Source organism: Streptomyces sp. NPDC001796 (genome assembly GCF_042892355.1).
Classification (GTDB): Bacteria; Actinomycetota; Actinomycetes; order Streptomycetales; family Streptomycetaceae; genus Streptomyces.
In genome coordinates, this window is record NZ_JBIAUC010000026.1 from 67,581 (window position 1) to 84,626 (window position 17,046).

A 17,046-nucleotide genomic window follows, 5' to 3' on the forward strand; every position below is an offset into this window, starting at 1 on the left:
GCGCGGCGGGCCTTCGCCTTGACGGCGGCCGGTGACGGGGCCGGTTCTCAGGCGCCCGGCGGGACTCGGGACGGGCGGCCCGAGCCGCGGGTCAGCGCGTAGCCGCCGATGCCGGCGAGCGCTGCGAGGATGCCGCCGACCCCGGTCCACACCCAGCGGTCGGACCACCAGCCGGAGGTGTCGGGCCTCAGCTTCGAAAGTGCGGCCGTGTCCGTGTCCGACTTCTCGGACCTCGTCGCTATCCCCGGCACCAGCGGCTCCGCCAGCGAACCGTCCACCGCCGCCGAGCCGCCGACGTCCTTGGAATCCACCCGGACCTCGGCGTTCGCCGGCTGCCCGAGGTCGGCGGTGCCGACCCCCACGACGGTGAGCCGTATGTAGTAGGTGCCCGGCAGCGGGTCGTTGGCCCACGGCTCCGCCCAGGCACGCACCGTGCGCAGCGTGCAGGACAGGCTCACAGACGACGCGTCCCGGGCGGCGGTCCGGGTCTGCGCCCCGTACTGGCACGCCTGGCGGCGCCGCAGCCCGTCGTACACGTCCAGCTGCCAGGTCTGCGCCGAACTCCGCGGCGAAGACGGCAGCTTGACGGTCGCCCGCACGGTGGGCCGCTGCCGCTCCTCCGCCGGGAACTGCCAGTACAGGTAGTCGCCCGTGGAGGCGCTCGCCGTGGCCTGCTGCCCCTGCTGGATCTCCGTGGCCGTACGGAACGACGTGCCGGCCGAGGTGGGCGCGGCGCTGCCGCCGGACGGGCTCGCCGAGGGCGAGGAGTCGGCCAGGGCCGGGGAGGCGGCGGCGCCCAGCAGCAGGGCCGCCACGGTCAGCACTCGTGCGATACGCATCAGTTGGTCCTCCAGACGGCGATCCGCCAGCGCGACAGCCAGCCCCACAGCAGACCCGCCAGGAAGCCGGTCAGGACGAGGGCGCCGAGCAGCCACCAGCCGCGCCCCAGACCGAAGGCGGCCACGTCGCTCGCCGTGCCGGGTCCGTCGACCACGTCGACCGTCAGCTCCAGCGGCAGCCCGGGCGTGGTCTTCACACCGGCCGCCGGGGAGAAGGAGTTGGCCACCTGGAGGCACACCGTCTCGGCGGGCGCGTCCTCGTCGTCGCTCTCGGCCTTCGGATAACGCAGACCCGTCGACAGCGCGTCCGTGCGGCCCGAGCCGGTGGCCTCGCCGCGCACGATCTCCCGCCCGTGCACCGTGACGGCCCGCAGCGTCACGCCGTAGTCGGGGTCGACCTGCCGGTCGTCGGACACGCTGACGGAGGCGCGCAGTTCCTGGCCCGGCTTGACGTCCACACGGTAGAAGCGGTGCTGCCCGAACTCCTCACGGTCGGTGTAGAGGCCGGACTTCAGCGAGGGCGCCGTCGCACACTGGTCGGTGCCGTCCACGGCGACCGGGGTGACCGTACGGTCCGCCGTGCGGTCCACCAGCTGGTTCACCTTGTCGGACAGCTGCTCCTTGTGCTGCACCGACGTGTACGTCCCGCCGGTCGCCTCCGCGATACAGCTGAGCTGCTTGTTCAGCTTGGCGTCCGGCACGAGCCCCAGGGTGTCGATGGTCAGCCCGATGCCCTTGGCGGCGATCTCCCGGGCCACCTCGCACGGGTCCAGCGGGGCGCAGGTGTCCTCGCCGTCGCTGATGAGGACGATGCGCTTGGAGCCGTTGCCGCCGTCCAGGTCGTCCGCCGCCTTCAGCAGGGCGGGGCCGATCGGGGTCCAGCCGGTGGGCTGCAGCGTCGCCACGGCGGTCTTGGCCTCGGTCCGGTTCAGCGGGCCGACCGGGTAGAGCTGCGCGGTGTCCTTGCAGCCCGTCTTGCGGTCGTTGCCCGGGTAGTTGGCGCCCAGCGTCCGGATGCCGAGCTGCACCTCCTCCGGCGTCGCGTCCAGAACCTCGTTGAAGGCCTGCTTCGCCGCGGCCATCCGCGAACCGCCGTCGATGTCCCGCGCCCGCATCGAACCGCTGACGTCGAGGACGAGATCGACCTTGGGCGCGTCCTGGGCTGTCGTCTCGTCGGCGACGGCATCGGCCGGAACCGCGATCCCGGCCGCCAGGGCGGCGAGCAGGGCGCAGACTCCCGCCGCCAGCCGTTGTCTTGTGATCATCGGCGGATCTTATTGATCAATGGGGTCGCGCTTCAAAACGATCAAGGACCGAGCGGATCGGACTGCGTGGACAGCGGGTTCGGGAGCCGTGTCCACAGATCCCCGGACCGCTCGGGGGACAGCCGCATCAGCGTCAAGGCCTTGGTGGGCAGCGGCTCTTCGCGCAGAACCGCCAGATCGGGGGTGTCCGGCAGATCGGGGGTGTCCGGCAGATCCCGTACGACGGCCTCCAGCGCCCCCCGCAGCGCGGACGCCGAACCCGCCGTGGAGGCCAGCGCGCCCGCCACGAGCGAGCCGAACAGCTTGCGGCGCAGCGTCGTCTCGTCGTCCGTGACGATCCGGTCGGCCACCTCGGGGGCCTTGACGCCGTGCCGGGCCAGCCGGGCCGGGCTCACCCGGATGTCGGCCAGGTCCCGGTAGACCAGCCGCACCGGCTCACCCGTGGGCGACAGCACCACCAGGAGGTTCTGTCCGTGCGCCTCCAGGGCCACCCCCAGGTCGAGCATCCGCAGGCCGACGGTGAGGGCGAGCCGTGTGAACCCGGCGAGCCAGGCGGGGGAGGAGGGCAGCCCGGTGAGCGGCAGGGCGGCCACCGGGACGACCCGCTCGCCGACCGCCGTGTCCGCGTACGCCTCCGGCGGCTCCCGCAGCACGGCGGCGAGATCGGGGGAGTGGGCGCCGGCCGCGCCCAGGGTGCGGGTGACGTGCAGCAGACCGTCCGTGCGCGCGGCCATCGACTCCAGGAAGCCGGACACCGCGAGGGCCGTCTCGATCGAGGAGACCGAGATGTCCCGCACGGAGGACGTCAGCCGCGCGCTGACCGCGGTCTTCACATGCGGACCGCCGTCGGGCAGCGCGAGGGTCCGCAGGGACATCAGCGGACGAGCGGCCGGACCTTCCTCGGCCGCCACACCGAGCACATGCGCCGTCTGCCAGGGGTGGACCGGGATCACCGCCCGCTCGCCGTCCCGCAGCCACGCGGGCCACTCACCCCGTACGAGGGCGTCGCCCACGGGGACGAGCCCCAGTCGCACCAGCGGCCGGTGCTCGGGCCCGTACGCCAGCTGCTCGGCCACCGAGAAGCCGGGGCGCGAACGGCAGTTGGGGTGGTAGGGGTGCCCGTCGACCACCCGCTGCTCCCACTCCCAGCTCGTCACCGGTACGGGCGCCTGACGCGGCTGGCCGGCCCTCGACAGCGCCAGCGAGGCGGTGCTGTGGCCGAGTTCGGCGGCGAAGGCGTCCCCGTGCGGCACACCGAGTGCCGTGATCAGCGCCGCCGCGTGGTCGTGGGCCCGCCCGTCGAGCAGCACCTCGGTGACGTACGCGGCAGTTGCGTACGGGTCCGCGGGTGGGCCGTGCAGCCGCCGCCCGTCGCCCAGGCGAAGGGTGAGCCCGTCGGCCGACCGCTCCCGGCGCGCGATCCACGGCAGCGGCTCATGGGCCAGCGCCCGCCACAGACGTGTGAGGACGGCGGCCCGGGCGCCGGGGAGCGCCGCCGCGTAGGAGGCCGACAGATCGGGCCGCACGGCGTCCAGCTCGGCGGCGAGCGCGGCCTCGGCGGAAACCTCGGCGGGAGAGGAAGGGGGCACGGTCGGAGCTCCTCGGGGACGGGGCGATGCGTCGTGGCACGGGTCCACGACAGACATACTGATCGCCAGTGCACCGTACGGAACGAATGGATCGCGTGGACCCCATGCACCCCAGGGACGACGTCCCCGCGCGCGCCGACGCCCACGCGGCGGCGCCGCTGCTGAACTGCCTGCTCAGGGAGGCGGCCGAGCCCGCCGGCGAGCTGGGCGTCCACCGCCTGCGGGCCGGCGGCCGGCTGCTGCGCGTGCGCGGCACACGCCGCCCCCGCGACCCCGAGCTGTACACGGGCGGCTCCTGGCACCCGCTCACCCACGCCGAGCTGGTCAAACTCACCGCGGACGAGCTGCGCCGCGCCACCGGCCTGTCCAACCCGGAACTGCCCGGCGAGATGCTCGACAGCCGGGACGCGGTGGCCGCGATCCTGGCCGCACGCGCCCGTCTGACGGCCCCGGACGACCCGTACGTGCGCTCCGAACAGTCCCTGATCACCGGGCACCCCCACCACCCGGCCCCGAAGGCCCGCGGCGGCGGACCCGTCGTGAGCTGGCTGCCGTACGCGCCCGAGGCGTACGGCCGCTTCCCGCTCACCCTTTTGGGTGTACGTGAGGACACGATCGTCGAGGAGGGCGACACCTCGGCACTGGACGCGCTCGGCCCCGCCCCGCGCGGCTACCGGCTGCTGCCGGCCCATCCCTGGCAGCTCGCCCTGGTCGGCGCCCGCCCGGACATCGCGGAGGCGTTCGAGGACGGGCGCCTGATCCGGCTCGGCGAGACCGCTCGGCCCGTGTGGCCCACGGCCGCCATCCGCACGGTGTACGCCCCCGAGGACGACCTCTTCGTCAAGTTCAGCCTGGACGTGCGGATCACCAACGACATCCGCCGGCTGTGGCGCCACGACCTGCTCAGGCTGCGCCGCACCGACGCGGCGGCGGCCTCCGCGTTCGCGGCGCACCGGGGTCCGGCGGTCTGGCTGAGCGACCGGGGCTGGCGCACGGCCGCCTTCGCCTTCGAGGAACTGGCGGTCCTGGTCCGCGACGGGCTGCGCCCGCACCTGCTGCCCGGCGCCACCCCGCTGCTCGCCGCCGCCCTGGTCGAGGGGTTCGACGGCAGCCCGCTCGACGCGCTCACCGACCCCGCCGCCTGGTGGACGGCGTATCTGCGCCAGGTCGTGCCCCCGGCCCTCGAGGCGTTCGAACGGCACGGTGTCGTCCTCGAGGCGCACCTGCAGAACACGCTGGTCGCGGTGGACGGCACGGGACTTCCCGTGCAGGCCCTGTTCCGGGACGCGGAGGGCGTGAAGCTCCTGGCGGACGTGTCACGCGAGAAGGGCTGGGAGCGGCTGGTGTACTGCCTGGTCGTCAACAACCTCGTCGAGGTGGCCGCCCTGCTGTCCGAACGCCACCCCGGCTGGAACCCCTGGCCCGCCGCCCGCGCCGAGCTGTCCCGCCACCCCGTCCCCGAGATCCCCGCCCTGCTCGCCTCGCCCACCCTGCCCGGCAAGACCAACCTCCTGCTGCGCTGGACGGGCGCGGACGGCGCGGACGCGCGCTATCTGCCGCTGCCGAATCCGCTGGCCCGCCGCTGAGCGCCGCTGGGCGCTCATATATGCCGATGGCCATCAGGGCCGGCTGCCCAGCCGTCCCGCCACCACACGCCTGATCGTCATCGCATCATCGTCGCTCAGTCCGGTCCGGACCGGGGTCGCTTTGGGTGACCTACCGGTGCCGGCGGGCAACGTCATCGGCTGCCCGCCGTGGGCCGGGAACCGTGGCGGGCATGGGGAGTTCGAGGCGCTTGTCCATGTCGAGCCGGAAGGTGCCGTACGGATTGATGTTGGACCAGAACAACGCGGTCAGCCCACGCCGGTCCTCATCGGACAGCTTTTTTGGCCCACTCCGGTTCGGCGAGGACCTGCTGCAGCAGCAGGGTGTCGATGTGAACGAGGCTGGACCGGAGCAGGTGCAGGGCGAGCATCAAGGGCTCGGCGTGCTCCTTGTCCGGGCCGGTCAGCGTGCCGTCCTTGCCGTAGTGCAGGACAGTGTTCGCCGAGTTCCAGTTCTTCACGACCTGGAGCCCGCCGTGGATCTCGCGGCTCAGGTCGTGGCTTGCCCGGCCGGTCTGTCGGACGGGAGTGGACCCCGCGGCTTCGCCGTGCGGGGCGGGGCCGCCCTCTTCGGTCCTCAGCAAGTGGAAGCTCTCGACCACGGGCGGCGCAGCCTCGTTGTCTCTTCACCCGTCCTGTTCGCGGACCAGGAGAGAGATCGCGTCGTCGATGAGGGAGGTACCGTCCTCCGTGGAGATTCGGCGGGTGCTGACGAGGACCGCGATCCCCTGCATGACGGCGGCGAGGAGCAGTTGTAGTCGGTGCGGGTCCTGAGGTTTGAGTTCTCCGGCCTTGATACTGCGGTCGATCAGGTTGCGGAAGGTCGCGAAAAGTCGTTCTGAGGCGACGCGCAGCCCTTCAGGGGCGTTGCCGTTCTTCGCGGTGAACATGAGGTCCAGGAGCGCGGTGTCGGTGACCGCGAAGTGCACGTATGCGGCTGCGGCAGCGCGGAATCGTTGCTTGTAGTCCACGGCGTCGGAACTGATCGCTGCTCCTATTTCGTCGGCGAGGCGGTTGAAGCCTCGCTCGGCGAGGGCGTCCAGCAGTGCCTGCCGGTCGATGAAGTGGCTCCGGGGTGCGCCGTGGCTGACGCCGACCTGCCGTGCCAGCTCGCGCAACGACAGCGCGTCGATACCGTCCTCACGCAAGGTTCGCTCCGCCTGGTCCAGCAGGGCGGCTCGCAGGTTCCCGTGGTGGAAGGGCCTAGGGTTCACCCCTTCACCCTACAGGAAACTAGACGTTGACTATTTACTAGACAGTGCCTAGTCTCGTCGTCATGAACCCCAACCTGATCGGCAAGACGGTCATCGTGACGGGCGCGAACAGCGGGATCGGTCTCGCCACCGCCAAGACGCTCGCCGGGTACGGCGCACGCGTCGTGTTCGCAGTGCGCGACACGGCGAAGGGCAGGCGCGCCGCCGAAGCGACGCCCGGTGACACAGAGGTGCGGCAACTGGACCTGGCCGACCTGGCATCGATACGCCGTTTCGCCGCCGACTGGCGGGACCCGATCCATCTACTGATCAATAACGCAGGCGTCTCAATCCCCGAGCTGGAAAGGACTGCCGATGGATTCGAGCGGGTGTTCGGTACCAATCATCTCGGTCCCTTCGCCTTGACGAACCTGCTCCTGCCCCACGTCACCGGACGAGTGGTGTCATTGGCGTCACAAGCGGAGCGAATGGGGCGGATCAACTTCGACGACCTCCATTGGGAGCACACCCCTTACAAACAGTCCCGCGCCTACGCCACATCGAAGCTGGCGAACGTGCTGTTCTCGTCCGAACTGCAACGTCGGCTGAAGGCCGCCGGGTCGAGCGTGCTGGCGGTCGCGGCGCACCCAGGCTTCGTCGCGACGAACATCTACGACCGGTCGACCGGGTTTGTCACCAGGCTGATGCTCCGCCTGCTCGCGCAGGACCCGGAACATGGCGCCTTGCCGGTACTGTACGCCGCCACCGGCGACCTCCCTGGCGACAGCTTCACCGGACCGGAACACTGGATGCACATGCGCGGCGGAGCCGAACTGATCGGCCGGTCCGAGACCGCGCAGGACACGGAGCTCGCCCGGCGACTCTGGGATGTTTCGGAGACGCTCACAGGCGTGTCGTTCAGTCTTTGACAGTGCGCCGATGGTGCAAAAGAACCGAGCGCGGCTCTGTGGGAGGGGCAACTCGGTTGGAATCAGCGAGCCAGGCTTTGGGCGGCGGCCGGGGGGACCGGCTGGCGGAACCGAGAGGTGTCGAGTGAAACAGCTGAGCACGAAGATCGACGGGCAGCAGATCTCTTACCTGGAGAGCCCTGCCGACCAGGGCAGCCAAGACCACAGTCACACAGTCATCTTCGTTCACGGCAACTCGTCATCCGCCAGGACCTGGCTTCCGGTGATGGACGGTGATTTCGGCCGGCGGTTTCGCTGCCTTGCGCTGGATCTGCCCGGTCACGGGCAGTCCGCGCCGGCCAGGGACGATGCCGACTACTCGCTGCCGGGATACGCGGCCGTGCTCACCGCCTTCGCGCAGGAGCTCGGTGTCCCCGACGCGGTCGTCGTCGGCTGGAGCATGGGCGGGCAGATCGCGATGGAGGCCGCGCCCATGCTGTCGGACGCACGCGGCTTCGTCGTCTTCGGCGCGCCGCCGGTCGCGTCACCTGCGCAGATGGCGGAGGCATTTCTGCCGAACCCGGCGATAGGCGCCCTCTTCGCCGCGCACGTCAGCGAATCCGAAGCCATGCTGGCCGCTGAGAGCTTCATCGCGCCTGGCTCGCCGCTCGACACCGGCGAGTTCGTGTCCGACATCCTGGCCACCGACGGCGCGGCACGCGCAGGGCTGCAGTCCAGCGCTTCGGCGGCCCGGTTCGCGGACGAGATCACGATCGTCACAGAACTCCGCCGGCCGCTGGCGATCTTGCAGGGCGCCGACGAGCAGCTGGTCAGCCTCGACTACTTGCGCAAGCTGGACATTCCTGCGCTGTGGCGCGGCGAGGTTCAAGTGATCCAAGGCGTCGGCCACGCTCCGCACCAAGAGGCACCGCAGCAGTTCGCCACCCTGCTGACAGAGTTCATCGGCGACCTTGGTCACGAACCGTGATCCCACGGTGGATCCGGGCAAGAACCTGCGCCACCCCGCCGAGGCCCTCCCTGCTGCCGATCCTTGTCAGGGACGGCGCCGACCGCCAAGACACGGTCGAGCAAGGCCAGGACTGCCCCTGAGAACCGGAGTACGACCGCCAACCGTCCGTGATGTCAACGGACACGCCGACCTCCCTCCGGGCGGACATCTGATCTCCTACCAGGCGGACACGTGATCTCCCTGTCCGGTATGACCTTTTGTCCCTCGGGCGGGCTATGTGCGTCTGCCGAAGGGAGCGAAGACACGCACCGTCGACATGCCCGCCTCGGTGGCCGAAGAGCTGAAGCGTCATGTCGAGGCGTTCCCGCCGGTGGAGGTGGTGCTTCCGTGGGGGAAGCCGGAGGCGGACGGGCGGCGGAGGAAGTTCCCACTCCTGCTCACCACGCGGTTCGGCAATGCCATAGCGGTGAACACGTGGAACACCTACACCTGGAAACCGGCGCCGGCCAAGGCTGGCATCATTCCGCCACACTGCAAGGGGGCGAAGAAGTGGCAGTGGGAGGCAGCGCCGAAGGACGGCTTCCACGTGCTGCGGCACACCTACGCCTCGATCATGGTGGAGGCGGGGGAGTCCGTGGTGACGCTGGCGCGATGGCTCGGGCATTCCACCCCAGCTGTCACGCTCGGTTACTATGCTCACTTCATGCCGGAGGCCGGAAGCAAGGGTCGGACCGCCATCGATGCACTGCTGGGGAGACAGGGAGACGAGCATGCCAGCCGACACTCCCCAGATTCTCCCCAGGGCTGATCGTGGACGTTTCCTCGGATTACAGCGCCTTGGAGGTGGCCGTGAAATGCAAAGATAATCAGCGGTGGAGCCTTCGAAAATGCTGAGAGAGGTCGCCGCTACCTGCTACATCGAGCCCCTGCACTCCGGCGGCTCCGTCCCCGGAGTCGTCGAGGCCGACGACCTGGGGACGTACGTCGTGAAGTTCACCGGCTCCGCACAGGGCACGAAGGCCCTGGTGGCCGAGGTCATCGTGGGGGAGCTGGCGCGCCGGCTCGGGCTGCGCGTCCCCGAGCTGGTCCTCGCCCACTTCGACCCCGCGATCGGCGCGCACGAGCCGCACCAGGAGGTGCGCGACCTGCTGAACGCCAGCCCCGGCCTCAACCTCGGCATGGACTACCTGCCGGGCGCCCGGGACTTCACGCCCGAGGTCGCCCAGGTCTTCCCCGTCGACCCGGTGGAGGCCGGCAGGATCATCTGGCTCGACGCGCTGACCGTGAACGTGGACCGCACGGTGCACAGCTCCAACCTCATGGTCTGGCCCACCCTCGGCGTCGCGCCCCCGCGGCTGTGGCTGATCGACCACGGTGCCGCTCTCGTCTTCCACCACCGCTGGGACGCCTCGGCACCCGAGAAGGCCTACGACTTCCGCCATCACGCCCTCGGCCACTTCGGCCCGGACATGCGGGGCGCGGAGGACGTCCTGGCGCCGCTCGTGACCGAGGAGCTGCTGCGGGAGGTCACCGAGGAGGTACCGGACGCCTGGCTGGCGGACGAGCCGGGCTTCGCGACGCCCGGCGACGTCCGTGACGCCTACGTGGACTACCTCACTGCCCGCGTCAAGGCGTCCGAGGCATGGCTGCCCACCGACTTCCCCACCCAGGAGCAGCGCGCCGCCGAGGAGGCCCAGCGCGCGGCGCGGACACAGCAAGGCCGGCCGGGCTGGCTCAAGCGGGTCCCGGACCTGCACGGCAAACCAGCCGCGGAACAGGATTGGTCGGTGCACCTGAAATGACCCACCGTGTCCAGATCGAGTACTGCACCCGGTGCCGCTGGCTGCCCCGGGCGGCCTGGCTGGCGCAGGAACTGCTGACCACCTTCGAGGCGGAGCTGACCGAGCTGTCGCTCAAGCCCGGTACCGGCGGTGTGTTCGTCGTCCGCGTGAACGACGAGGTGGTGTGGGACCGGCGGGAGCAGGGGTTCCCGGAGCCGACGGCCGTGAAGCAGCTCGTACGCAACCGAGTGGCCCCGGGAAAGCCCCTGGGCCACTCGGAGAAGTGAGACCTCAGCCCTCGAGCTGCTCGTAGGCCGGAAGCGTCAGGAAGTCCGCGTAGTCCTCGTCCAGCGCGACCTTCAGCAGCAGGTCGTGGGCCTGCTGCCACTTGCCGGCCGTGAAGGCCTCCTCGCCGAGCTCCGCCTCGATGTTCCGGAGTTCCTCCGCGGCGACCTCCCGGGCGAGCTCGGCGGTGACCCGCTCGCCGTTGTCGAGGACGACACCCGCGTTGATCCACTGCCAGATCTGGGAGCGGGAGATCTCCGCGGTGGCCGCGTCCTCCATCAGGTTGAAGATGGCGACCGCGCCGAGGCCGCGCAGCCACGCCTCGATGTAACGGATGCCGACCTGGACGGCGTTGACCAGGCCCGCGTACGTCGGCTTGGCGTCGAGGGAGTCGACGGCGATGAGATCGGCCGCCTTGACGTCGACGTCCTCGCGCAGCCGGTCCTTCTGGTTCGGCTTGTCGCCGAGGACCTTGTCGAAGGACTCCATCGCGATCGGGACCAGGTCGGGGTGGGCGACCCAGGAGCCGTCGAAGCCGTCGTTCGCCTCGCGGTCCTTGTCGGCGCGGACCTTCTCGAAGGCGACCTTGTTGACCTCGGGGTCCCTGCGGGAGGGAATGAACGCGGCCATGCCGCCGATGGCGTGCGCGCCGCGCTTGTGGCAGGTGCGGACGAGGAGTTCGGTGTAGGCGCGCATGAACGGGGCCGTCATCGTGACCGCGTTGCGGTCCGGCAGGACGAACTTCGCTCCGCCGTCACGGAAGTTCTTCACGATGGAGAACAGGTAGTCCCAGCGGCCCGCGTTCAACCCGGAGGCGTGGTCGCGGAGTTCGTAGAGGATCTCCTCCATCTCGTACGCCGCCGTGATCGTCTCGATCAGGACCGTGGCGCGGATGGTGCCCTGCGGGATGCCGACGTGGTCCTGGGCGAAGACGAAGACGTCGTTCCAGAGGCGGGCCTCCAGGTGCGACTCGGTCTTCGGGAGGTAGAAGTACGGGCCCTTGCCGAGGTCGAGCAGCCGCTGGGCGTTGTGGAAGAAGTACAGGCCGAAGTCGACGAAGGCGCCCGGTACCGGCTGTCCGTCGACCTGGAGGTGACGCTCGTTCAGGTGCCAGCCGCGTGGGCGCATGACGACCGTCGCCAGCTCCTCGTTCGGGCGCAGGGCGTACGACTTGCCGGTCGCCGGGTCGGTGAAGTCGATTTCGCGGGTGTAGGCGTCGATCAGGTTGAGCTGGCCGAGGACCACGTTCTCCCAGGTGGGCGCGGAGGCGTCCTCGAAGTCCGCGAGCCACACCCTCGCGCCCGAGTTGAGGGCGTTGACGGTCATCTTGCGGTCGGTGGGGCCGGTGATCTCGACCCGGCGGTCGTCGAGCGCCTCGGGGGCGGGCGCCACCCTCCAGGTGTCGTCCGCGCGGATCGCTGCGGTCTCCGGCAGGAAGTCCAGCGTGGAGGTGCGGGCGATCTCGGCCCGGCGCTCGGCGCGACGGGCCAGCAACTCGTCGCGGCGCGGCGTGAACCGCCGGTGCAGCTCGGCCACGAAGGCGAGCGCCGCGTCGGTGAGGACCTCCTCCTGCCGGGGCAGGGGTGCGGCGTCGACGATGACCGCCGGGGACGGCGCTGGTGCGGACATGAGGCTGTCACTTCCTTCGGCGAGCTGGCATGAGGGCGTCGCGGCACCGCGTGCCAGGGGCCCCGTACGCGGCCGGCGGCGCCTGGGGAGCGGTCGAGCGCTTCTGATCAGTGGATACTAGTTTCCTCATAGTGGAAGTTCAATGGTTTGTTGATGTCGAGATTCTCCGCGTCGAGGCAAGGTGGCGCTCGGTGCCACTCCGCTCACTCAAGGTGGGCCAGGTCCGCCGCCGTGTCGATGTCGTACGCCTGTGCCACGTCCCCGCACTCGACGCGCGTCATGGCGTCGTCGTGCGTCTTCAGATAGGCGCGTGCCCCACGGTCGCCGGCCGCGGTCCGGGCGACACCGGCCCAATGGGCCGAGCCGAGCAGGACCGGATGCCCGCGTACCCCCTCGTACGCGGCCGAGGCCAGCGACTCCTCGTCCCGGAACGCGCGGAGCACCCGAGCCACCGCCTCCGGCCCGATGCCGGGCTGGTCGACGAGCAGGACCAGGGCCGCCCGCGCCCCCGTCCCGGCGAGCGATGCGAGCCCGGCCCGCAGCGAGGAGCCCATACCCTCTTCCCAGTCCGGGTTGTCCACCGATACGCAGCCGGTGAGATCGGCGCGCTCCCGTACGGCGGTGGCCGCCGCTCCCAGCACCACGTGGACGCGGCCGCATCCGGCCGCGCGCAGCACCCCCGCCGCGTGCTCCACCAGCGGGCGCCCGCGGTGTTCGAGCAGCGCCTTGGGCTGCCCGCCGAGGCGCCGCCCCCCGCCTGCCGCTAGTAGCAGCCCGGCGATCCGCCCTTCGTTTCCTGTCATACGTCCTGCTTACCTGACCCGGTGCCCACCGCACGGTTTCCCGGGGCTGAATTTCCGTCCGCACGGTGGCGTCCGGCGCGCCCGGTGGCGTTTACTGGCCCGCGTCCCCGGCGCCCGACCACGCCCGGGACACCGGGGGACGCACGAGCACAACGGCGTTTCGAGGGGGATGGCTGTGGTGCGGAGCTTGGGACAGAGGCCAGTGACCGGCAGCGAAGAGGATCCGAGAGTGGCGGAACTGCGTACCGCCGTGTCGAGACTGCGCCGTGAACTCGCCGCACATCCGGCCGAGTTTCCCGACCGGCTGATAGCCGAGGACGAACTGGCCGCACTCGCCGCGATGGCCACGGGCGGCGTTCCCGAGATCCCCCGCCTGCGCCGCTCCCTGCTGCTGATCGCGGGAGCGATCGGCTCGGTCAGCGCGCTGACCAGGGGCTTGACGGAGGTCCGCAAGGCGGTCGAACTGTTCGGGGAGCCGCCGCGCGGCACGCGGGAGTTCGGCGACAGGGCCTGACAGGGCCTAGTGGAGAGGGAGTGTCTGAGGGACGGGCCGGCCGAGATGTGGGTGATGCCAGGTCGCCTCAGGCGGCCGGGCCGCCCGAGGCCGCCAGAGTCCGGGACAGTTCCGCCGCCACCTGCTGGAGCACCGGCACGATCCGTTCCGTCGCCGCCTCGGTGACGCGGCCGGCCGGGCCCGAGATGGAGATCGCGGCGGCCGTGGGGGAGTCGGGCACCGACACCGCGAGGCAGCGGACCCCTATCTCCTGCTCGTTGTCGTCGACCGCGTACCCGAGTCGGCGCACCTCCTCCAGCGCGGCCAGGAACGCGTCCGGGGTGGTGATCGTCTTCTCGGTCGCGGCCGGCATGCCCGTACGGGCGAGCAGGGCGCGCACCTCGTCGTCCGGCGTGCTCGCCAGCAGGGCCTTGCCCACGCCGGTGGAGTGCGGCAGCACCCTCCGGCCCACCTCGGTGAACATCCGCATCGAGTGCTTGGAGGGCACCTGCGCCACGTACACGATCTCGTCCCCGTCGAGCAGCGCCATGTTCGCCGTCTCGCCGGTCTCCTCCACCAGACGCGCCAGATGCGGCCGGGCCCAGGTGCCCAGCAGCCGGGACGCCGACTCGCCGAGCCGGATCAGCCGGGGGCCGAGCGCATAACGGCGGTTGGGCTGCTGGCGCACGTACCCGCAGGCCACCAGGGTGCGCATCAGGCGGTGGATCGTGGGCAGCGGCAGGCCGCTGCTGCCGGACAGCTCGCTCAGCCCGACCTCGCCGCCCGCGTCCGCCATCCGCTCCAGCAGGTCGAAGGCGCGCTCGAGGGACTGGACACCACCGCTCGCGGCGGACTTGGCGGGGGCGTCGCTGGCGCTGGACGTCGACGGCGGCACGGCGCGTTCCTTTCGGCTGCGTTCTGCGATCTGGAAGTCTAATTCCGCTACACGGAAACGTCCAGGGTTCGCCGTAGCCGGTACAGCGAGGGTGTCAGGAGGAATTGTGCCCTTGACGGCGAGGGTGCGGGAGGGAAGACTCCTTCAACAGAACGTTGAATTCCGTTACGCGGATGTAAATCCCGTCATCCGGAAGCCGACCGGAAGCGGGACGGCGGCAGAGAGGGGCCCGGGTGTCCGACGCTGAACTGGTGCTGCGCTCCACGCGCGTGATCACCCCCGAGGGCACGCGCGCCGCGTCGGTCGCGGTCGCCGGGGGCACGATCACGGCCGTCCTGCCGTACGACGCCGCCGCACCGGCCGGGGCCCGGCTGGAGGACCTGGGCGACGACGTCCTGCTGCCCGGCCTCGTCGACACACACGTGCACGTCAACGACCCGGGCCGGACCGAGTGGGAGGGCTTCTGGACCGCCACCCGCGCGGCGGCGGCCGGCGGCATCACCACGTTGATCGACATGCCGCTCAACTCGGTGCCGCCGACCACGACGGTCGCCCACCTCCGCACCAAGCAGGAGGTCGCGGCCGGCAAGGCCCACATCGACGTCGGCTTCTGGGGTGGCGCGCTGCCCGACAACCTCAAGGACCTCAGGCCGCTGCACGACGCGGGCGTCTTCGGCTTCAAGGCGTTCCTGTCACCGTCGGGCGTGGACGAGTTCCCGCATCTCGACCAGGAGCAACTGGCCCGCTCCCTGGCCGAGATCGCCGGTTTCGACGGACTGCTGATCGTGCACGCGGAGGACCCGCGCCACCTCGCCGCCGCCCCGCAGCAGGGCGGTCCCCGGTACGCTGACTTCCTCGCCTCCCGGCCCCGGCACGCGGAGGACACGGCCATCGCGCACCTCATCGACCAGGCGAAACGGTTCAACGCGCGCGTGCACGTACTGCACCTCTCCTCCAGCGACGCGCTGCCCCTGCTCGCCGCCGCCAAGGCGGAGGGCGTACGGATCACGGTGGAGACCTGCCCGCACTACCTCACCCTGACGGCCGAGGAAGTCCCCGACGGGGCCAGCGAGTTCAAGTGCTGCCCGCCCATCCGCGAGGCCGCCAACCAGGACCTGCTGTGGCAGGCGCTGGCGGACGGCGTGATCGACTGCGTCGTCACCGACCACTCCCCGTCGACCGCCGACCTGAAGACCGACGACTTCGCCACCGCCTGGGGCGGCATCTCGGGCCTGCAACTGAGTCTGGCCGCGGTGTGGACCGAGGCGCGCAGGCGGGGGCGCGGCCTGCAGGACGTGGTCCGCTGGATGTCCGAGCGCACGGCCCGGCTGGTGGGGCTCCAGGGCCGCAAGGGCGCCATCGCGGCGGGCCACGACGCGGACTTCGCCGTGCTGGCCCCCGAGGAGACGTTCACCGTGGACCCGGCGGCCCTCCAGCACCGCAACCGGGTCACCGCGTACGCGGGCAGGACCCTGCACGGCGTCGTCAGGTCCACCTGGCTGCGCGGCGAACGCATCATGGCGAACGGCGAGTTCACCGGGCCGAAGGGGCGACTGCTCGGCAGGACCGACTGAACCGCCCGCATCCACTCCCGCGGCCCGCAGCGGCCGACCCCGAAAGGAAGAACTGATCACCGTGACGGCGATTCCGAGTTTCACGGGCGACGCGAACCCCTACCGGGGCGGGGACCCCTACGCGGACTACCGCACCGCCGACTTCCCCTTCAGCCGGTACGCCGACCTCGCCGACCGCCGGCTCGGGGCCGGGGTCATCGCCGCCAACGACGAGTTCTTCGCCGAGCGCGAGAACCTCCTGGTCCCCGGACGCGCCGAGTTCGACCCCGAGCACTTCGGGCACAAGGGCAAGGTCATGGACGGCTGGGAGACGCGCCGCCGCCGGGGCGCCTCGGCCGGGCACCCGTGGCCCGCACAGGACGACCACGACTGGGCGCTGGTACGCCTCGGCGCACCCGGCGTCGTACGGGGCGTCGTCGTCGACACGGCCCACTTCCGGGGCAACTACCCGCAGGCGGTGTCCGTCGAGGGCACGTCGGTCGCCGGCTCCCCGTCGCCGGAGGAACTGCTCGGGGACGACGTGAAGTGGACGACGCTGGTGCCACGCACCCCCGTGGGCGGTCACGCGGCCAACGGCTTCGTGGTGGACGTGGAGCAGCGCTTCACCCACCTCAGGCTCAACCAGCACCCCGACGGGGGCATCGCACGCCTGCGCGTGCACGGCGAGGTGGTGCCGGACCCGGCGTGGCTGGAGGTGCTCGGCACCTTCGACGTGGTGGCCCTGGAGAACGGGGGGCAGGTGGAGGACGCCTCCGACCTCTTCTACTCACCCGCCACCAACACCATCCGGCCGGGCCGCTCCCGCAAGATGGACGACGGCTGGGAGACGCGGCGCCGTCGCGACCGGGGTCACGACTGGATCCGCTACCGGCTGGCGGCGCAGGCGCAGATCCGGGCGATCGAGATCGACACTGCCTACCTGAAGGGCAACGCGGCGGGCTGGGCGTCGGTCTCGGTCAAGGACGGTGAGGACGGCGAGTGGCGCGAGATCCTCCCACGCACCCGCCTCCAGCCGGACACCAACCACCGCTTCGCCCTCCCGGCCCCGGCGATCGGCACCCACGCGCGCGTGGACATCCACCCGGACGGCGGCATCGCCCGCCTGCGCCTGCACGGCTCCCTGACACAGGACGGGGCGAACCGGCTGGCGGCGCGCCACCAGGAGCTGGGCGGCTGACACACGCCACGCGCGCGTGGGGCACCGGCCACGGCTGGGGC

At 71.1% G+C, this 17,046-nt stretch carries 17 protein-coding genes; 9 read left to right on the forward strand and 8 right to left on the reverse strand.

Annotation, left to right across the window (positions count from 1 at the left end):
* Positions 1–47: 47 nt before the first annotated feature.
* Genes ACFYZE_RS33040 through ACFYZE_RS33050 form a run of 3 tightly spaced genes read right to left on the reverse strand, consistent with a single transcriptional unit; the run spans position 48 to position 3,750 of the window.
* Positions 48–839 (reverse strand): hypothetical protein, encoded by a 792-nt coding sequence (locus ACFYZE_RS33040; RefSeq protein WP_389002367.1) that lies wholly within the window; start codon positions 837–839, stop codon positions 48–50.
* Positions 839–2,104: a VWA domain-containing protein gene (locus ACFYZE_RS33045; RefSeq protein ID WP_389002370.1), complete on the reverse strand. Its 1,266-nt coding sequence runs from the start codon at positions 2,102–2,104 to the stop codon at positions 839–841. Before ACFYZE_RS33045 ends, ACFYZE_RS33040 begins: the two co-directional genes overlap by 1 nt.
* A gap of 41 nt (positions 2,105–2,145) precedes the next feature.
* Positions 2,146–3,750, reverse strand: coding sequence for an IucA/IucC family protein (locus ACFYZE_RS33050; RefSeq protein ID WP_389002373.1), 1,605 nt, complete (start codon positions 3,748–3,750; stop codon positions 2,146–2,148).
* A gap of 29 nt (positions 3,751–3,779) precedes the next feature.
* On the opposite strand from ACFYZE_RS33050, the gene ACFYZE_RS33055 reads away from it, so the two are divergent.
* Complete coding sequence (locus tag ACFYZE_RS33055; RefSeq protein WP_389002376.1) at positions 3,780–5,279, forward strand: IucA/IucC family protein; 1,500 nt, start codon at positions 3,780–3,782, stop codon at positions 5,277–5,279.
* A gap of 284 nt (positions 5,280–5,563) precedes the next feature.
* Here ACFYZE_RS33055 and ACFYZE_RS33060 read toward each other — a convergent pair whose 3' ends face one another.
* Positions 5,564–5,899 (reverse strand): Tn3 family transposase, encoded by a 336-nt coding sequence (locus ACFYZE_RS33060; protein ID WP_389002379.1) that lies wholly within the window; start codon positions 5,897–5,899, stop codon positions 5,564–5,566.
* A 24-nt stretch (positions 5,900–5,923) separates the two neighbouring features.
* Entirely contained in the window at positions 5,924–6,511 is a 588-nt protein-coding gene (locus ACFYZE_RS33065; RefSeq protein WP_366028798.1) for a TetR/AcrR family transcriptional regulator, read from the reverse strand.
* A gap of 62 nt (positions 6,512–6,573) precedes the next feature.
* Between ACFYZE_RS33065 and ACFYZE_RS33070 the strand changes: the two genes are divergently transcribed.
* From ACFYZE_RS33070 to ACFYZE_RS33090, 5 genes are all read left to right on the forward strand, one after another.
* Positions 6,574–7,419: an oxidoreductase gene (locus tag ACFYZE_RS33070; RefSeq protein ID WP_389002383.1), complete on the forward strand. Its 846-nt coding sequence runs from the start codon at positions 6,574–6,576 to the stop codon at positions 7,417–7,419.
* Positions 7,420–7,543: 124 nt separating this feature from the next.
* Positions 7,544–8,386: an alpha/beta fold hydrolase gene (locus ACFYZE_RS33075; RefSeq protein WP_389002385.1), complete on the forward strand. Its 843-nt coding sequence runs from the start codon at positions 7,544–7,546 to the stop codon at positions 8,384–8,386.
* A 259-nt stretch (positions 8,387–8,645) separates the two neighbouring features.
* Positions 8,646–9,176, forward strand: a complete 531-nt coding sequence (locus ACFYZE_RS33080; RefSeq protein ID WP_389002388.1) for a tyrosine-type recombinase/integrase — start codon at positions 8,646–8,648, stop codon at positions 9,174–9,176.
* 79 nt (positions 9,177–9,255) lie between these two features.
* Positions 9,256–10,170 carry a HipA family kinase gene (locus tag ACFYZE_RS33085; RefSeq protein WP_389002391.1) on the forward strand — a complete coding sequence of 305 codons (915 nt, stop codon included), beginning with the start codon at positions 9,256–9,258 and terminating at the stop codon, positions 10,168–10,170.
* Positions 10,167–10,436: a SelT/SelW/SelH family protein gene (locus ACFYZE_RS33090; RefSeq protein ID WP_389002394.1), complete on the forward strand. Its 270-nt coding sequence runs from the start codon at positions 10,167–10,169 to the stop codon at positions 10,434–10,436. The genes ACFYZE_RS33085 and ACFYZE_RS33090 overlap by 4 nt, the downstream gene beginning before the upstream one ends.
* Positions 10,437–10,440: 4 nt before the next feature.
* On the opposite strand, the gene aceB is transcribed toward ACFYZE_RS33090, so the two are convergent.
* Complete coding sequence (gene aceB / locus ACFYZE_RS33095) at positions 10,441–12,063, reverse strand: malate synthase A (protein ID WP_389002397.1); 1,623 nt, start codon at positions 12,061–12,063, stop codon at positions 10,441–10,443.
* Between the two features lie 203 nt (positions 12,064–12,266).
* Positions 12,267–12,866 (reverse strand): NTP transferase domain-containing protein, encoded by a 600-nt coding sequence (locus ACFYZE_RS33100; RefSeq protein ID WP_389002400.1) that lies wholly within the window; start codon positions 12,864–12,866, stop codon positions 12,267–12,269.
* A 169-nt stretch (positions 12,867–13,035) separates the two neighbouring features.
* Here ACFYZE_RS33100 and ACFYZE_RS33105 point away from each other — a divergent pair, with 169 nt between their 5' ends.
* Complete coding sequence (locus ACFYZE_RS33105) at positions 13,036–13,380, forward strand: DUF5955 family protein (protein WP_389002403.1); 345 nt, start codon at positions 13,036–13,038, stop codon at positions 13,378–13,380.
* Between the two features lie 67 nt (positions 13,381–13,447).
* On the opposite strand, the gene ACFYZE_RS33110 is transcribed toward ACFYZE_RS33105, so the two are convergent.
* On the reverse strand, positions 13,448–14,254 hold the full coding sequence (locus ACFYZE_RS33110) for an IclR family transcriptional regulator (RefSeq protein WP_389002406.1): 807 nt from the start codon (positions 14,252–14,254) through the stop codon (positions 13,448–13,450).
* 233 nt (positions 14,255–14,487) lie between these two features.
* Between ACFYZE_RS33110 and allB the strand changes: the two genes are divergently transcribed.
* Together allB and alc are read left to right on the forward strand one after the other, a co-directional pair.
* Complete coding sequence (allB, locus tag ACFYZE_RS33115; protein ID WP_389002408.1) at positions 14,488–15,828, forward strand: allantoinase AllB; 1,341 nt, start codon at positions 14,488–14,490, stop codon at positions 15,826–15,828.
* Positions 15,829–15,889: 61 nt separating this feature from the next.
* A complete protein-coding gene (gene alc, locus ACFYZE_RS33120) occupies positions 15,890–17,005 on the forward strand; it encodes an allantoicase (RefSeq protein WP_389002411.1) in 1,116 nt (371 codons plus the stop codon).
* The last annotated feature ends 41 nt before the right edge of the window (positions 17,006–17,046 follow it).

Excerpts from the sequence above, each read along its gene's own strand:
- ACFYZE_RS33040 (WP_389002367.1), bottom strand. The coding sequence starts at position 839 with ATGCGTATCGCACGAGTGCTGACCGTGGCGGCCCTGCTGCTGGGCGCC.
- ACFYZE_RS33045 (WP_389002370.1), bottom strand. The coding sequence starts at position 2,104 with ATGATCACAAGACAACGGCTGGCGGCGGGAGTCTGCGCCCTGCTCGCC.
- ACFYZE_RS33050 (WP_389002373.1), bottom strand. The coding sequence starts at position 3,750 with ATGTCTGTCGTGGACCCGTGCCACGACGCATCGCCCCGTCCCCGAGGA.
- ACFYZE_RS33055 (WP_389002376.1), top strand. The coding sequence starts at position 3,780 with ATGGATCGCGTGGACCCCATGCACCCCAGGGACGACGTCCCCGCGCGC.
- ACFYZE_RS33070 (WP_389002383.1), top strand. The coding sequence starts at position 6,574 with ATGAACCCCAACCTGATCGGCAAGACGGTCATCGTGACGGGCGCGAAC.
- ACFYZE_RS33085 (WP_389002391.1), top strand. The coding sequence starts at position 9,256 with ATGCTGAGAGAGGTCGCCGCTACCTGCTACATCGAGCCCCTGCACTCC.
- ACFYZE_RS33090 (WP_389002394.1), top strand. The coding sequence starts at position 10,167 with ATGACCCACCGTGTCCAGATCGAGTACTGCACCCGGTGCCGCTGGCTG.
- aceB (WP_389002397.1), bottom strand. The coding sequence starts at position 12,063 with ATGTCCGCACCAGCGCCGTCCCCGGCGGTCATCGTCGACGCCGCACCC.
- ACFYZE_RS33100 (WP_389002400.1), bottom strand. The coding sequence starts at position 12,866 with ATGACAGGAAACGAAGGGCGGATCGCCGGGCTGCTACTAGCGGCAGGC.
- ACFYZE_RS33105 (WP_389002403.1), top strand. The coding sequence starts at position 13,036 with ATGGCTGTGGTGCGGAGCTTGGGACAGAGGCCAGTGACCGGCAGCGAA.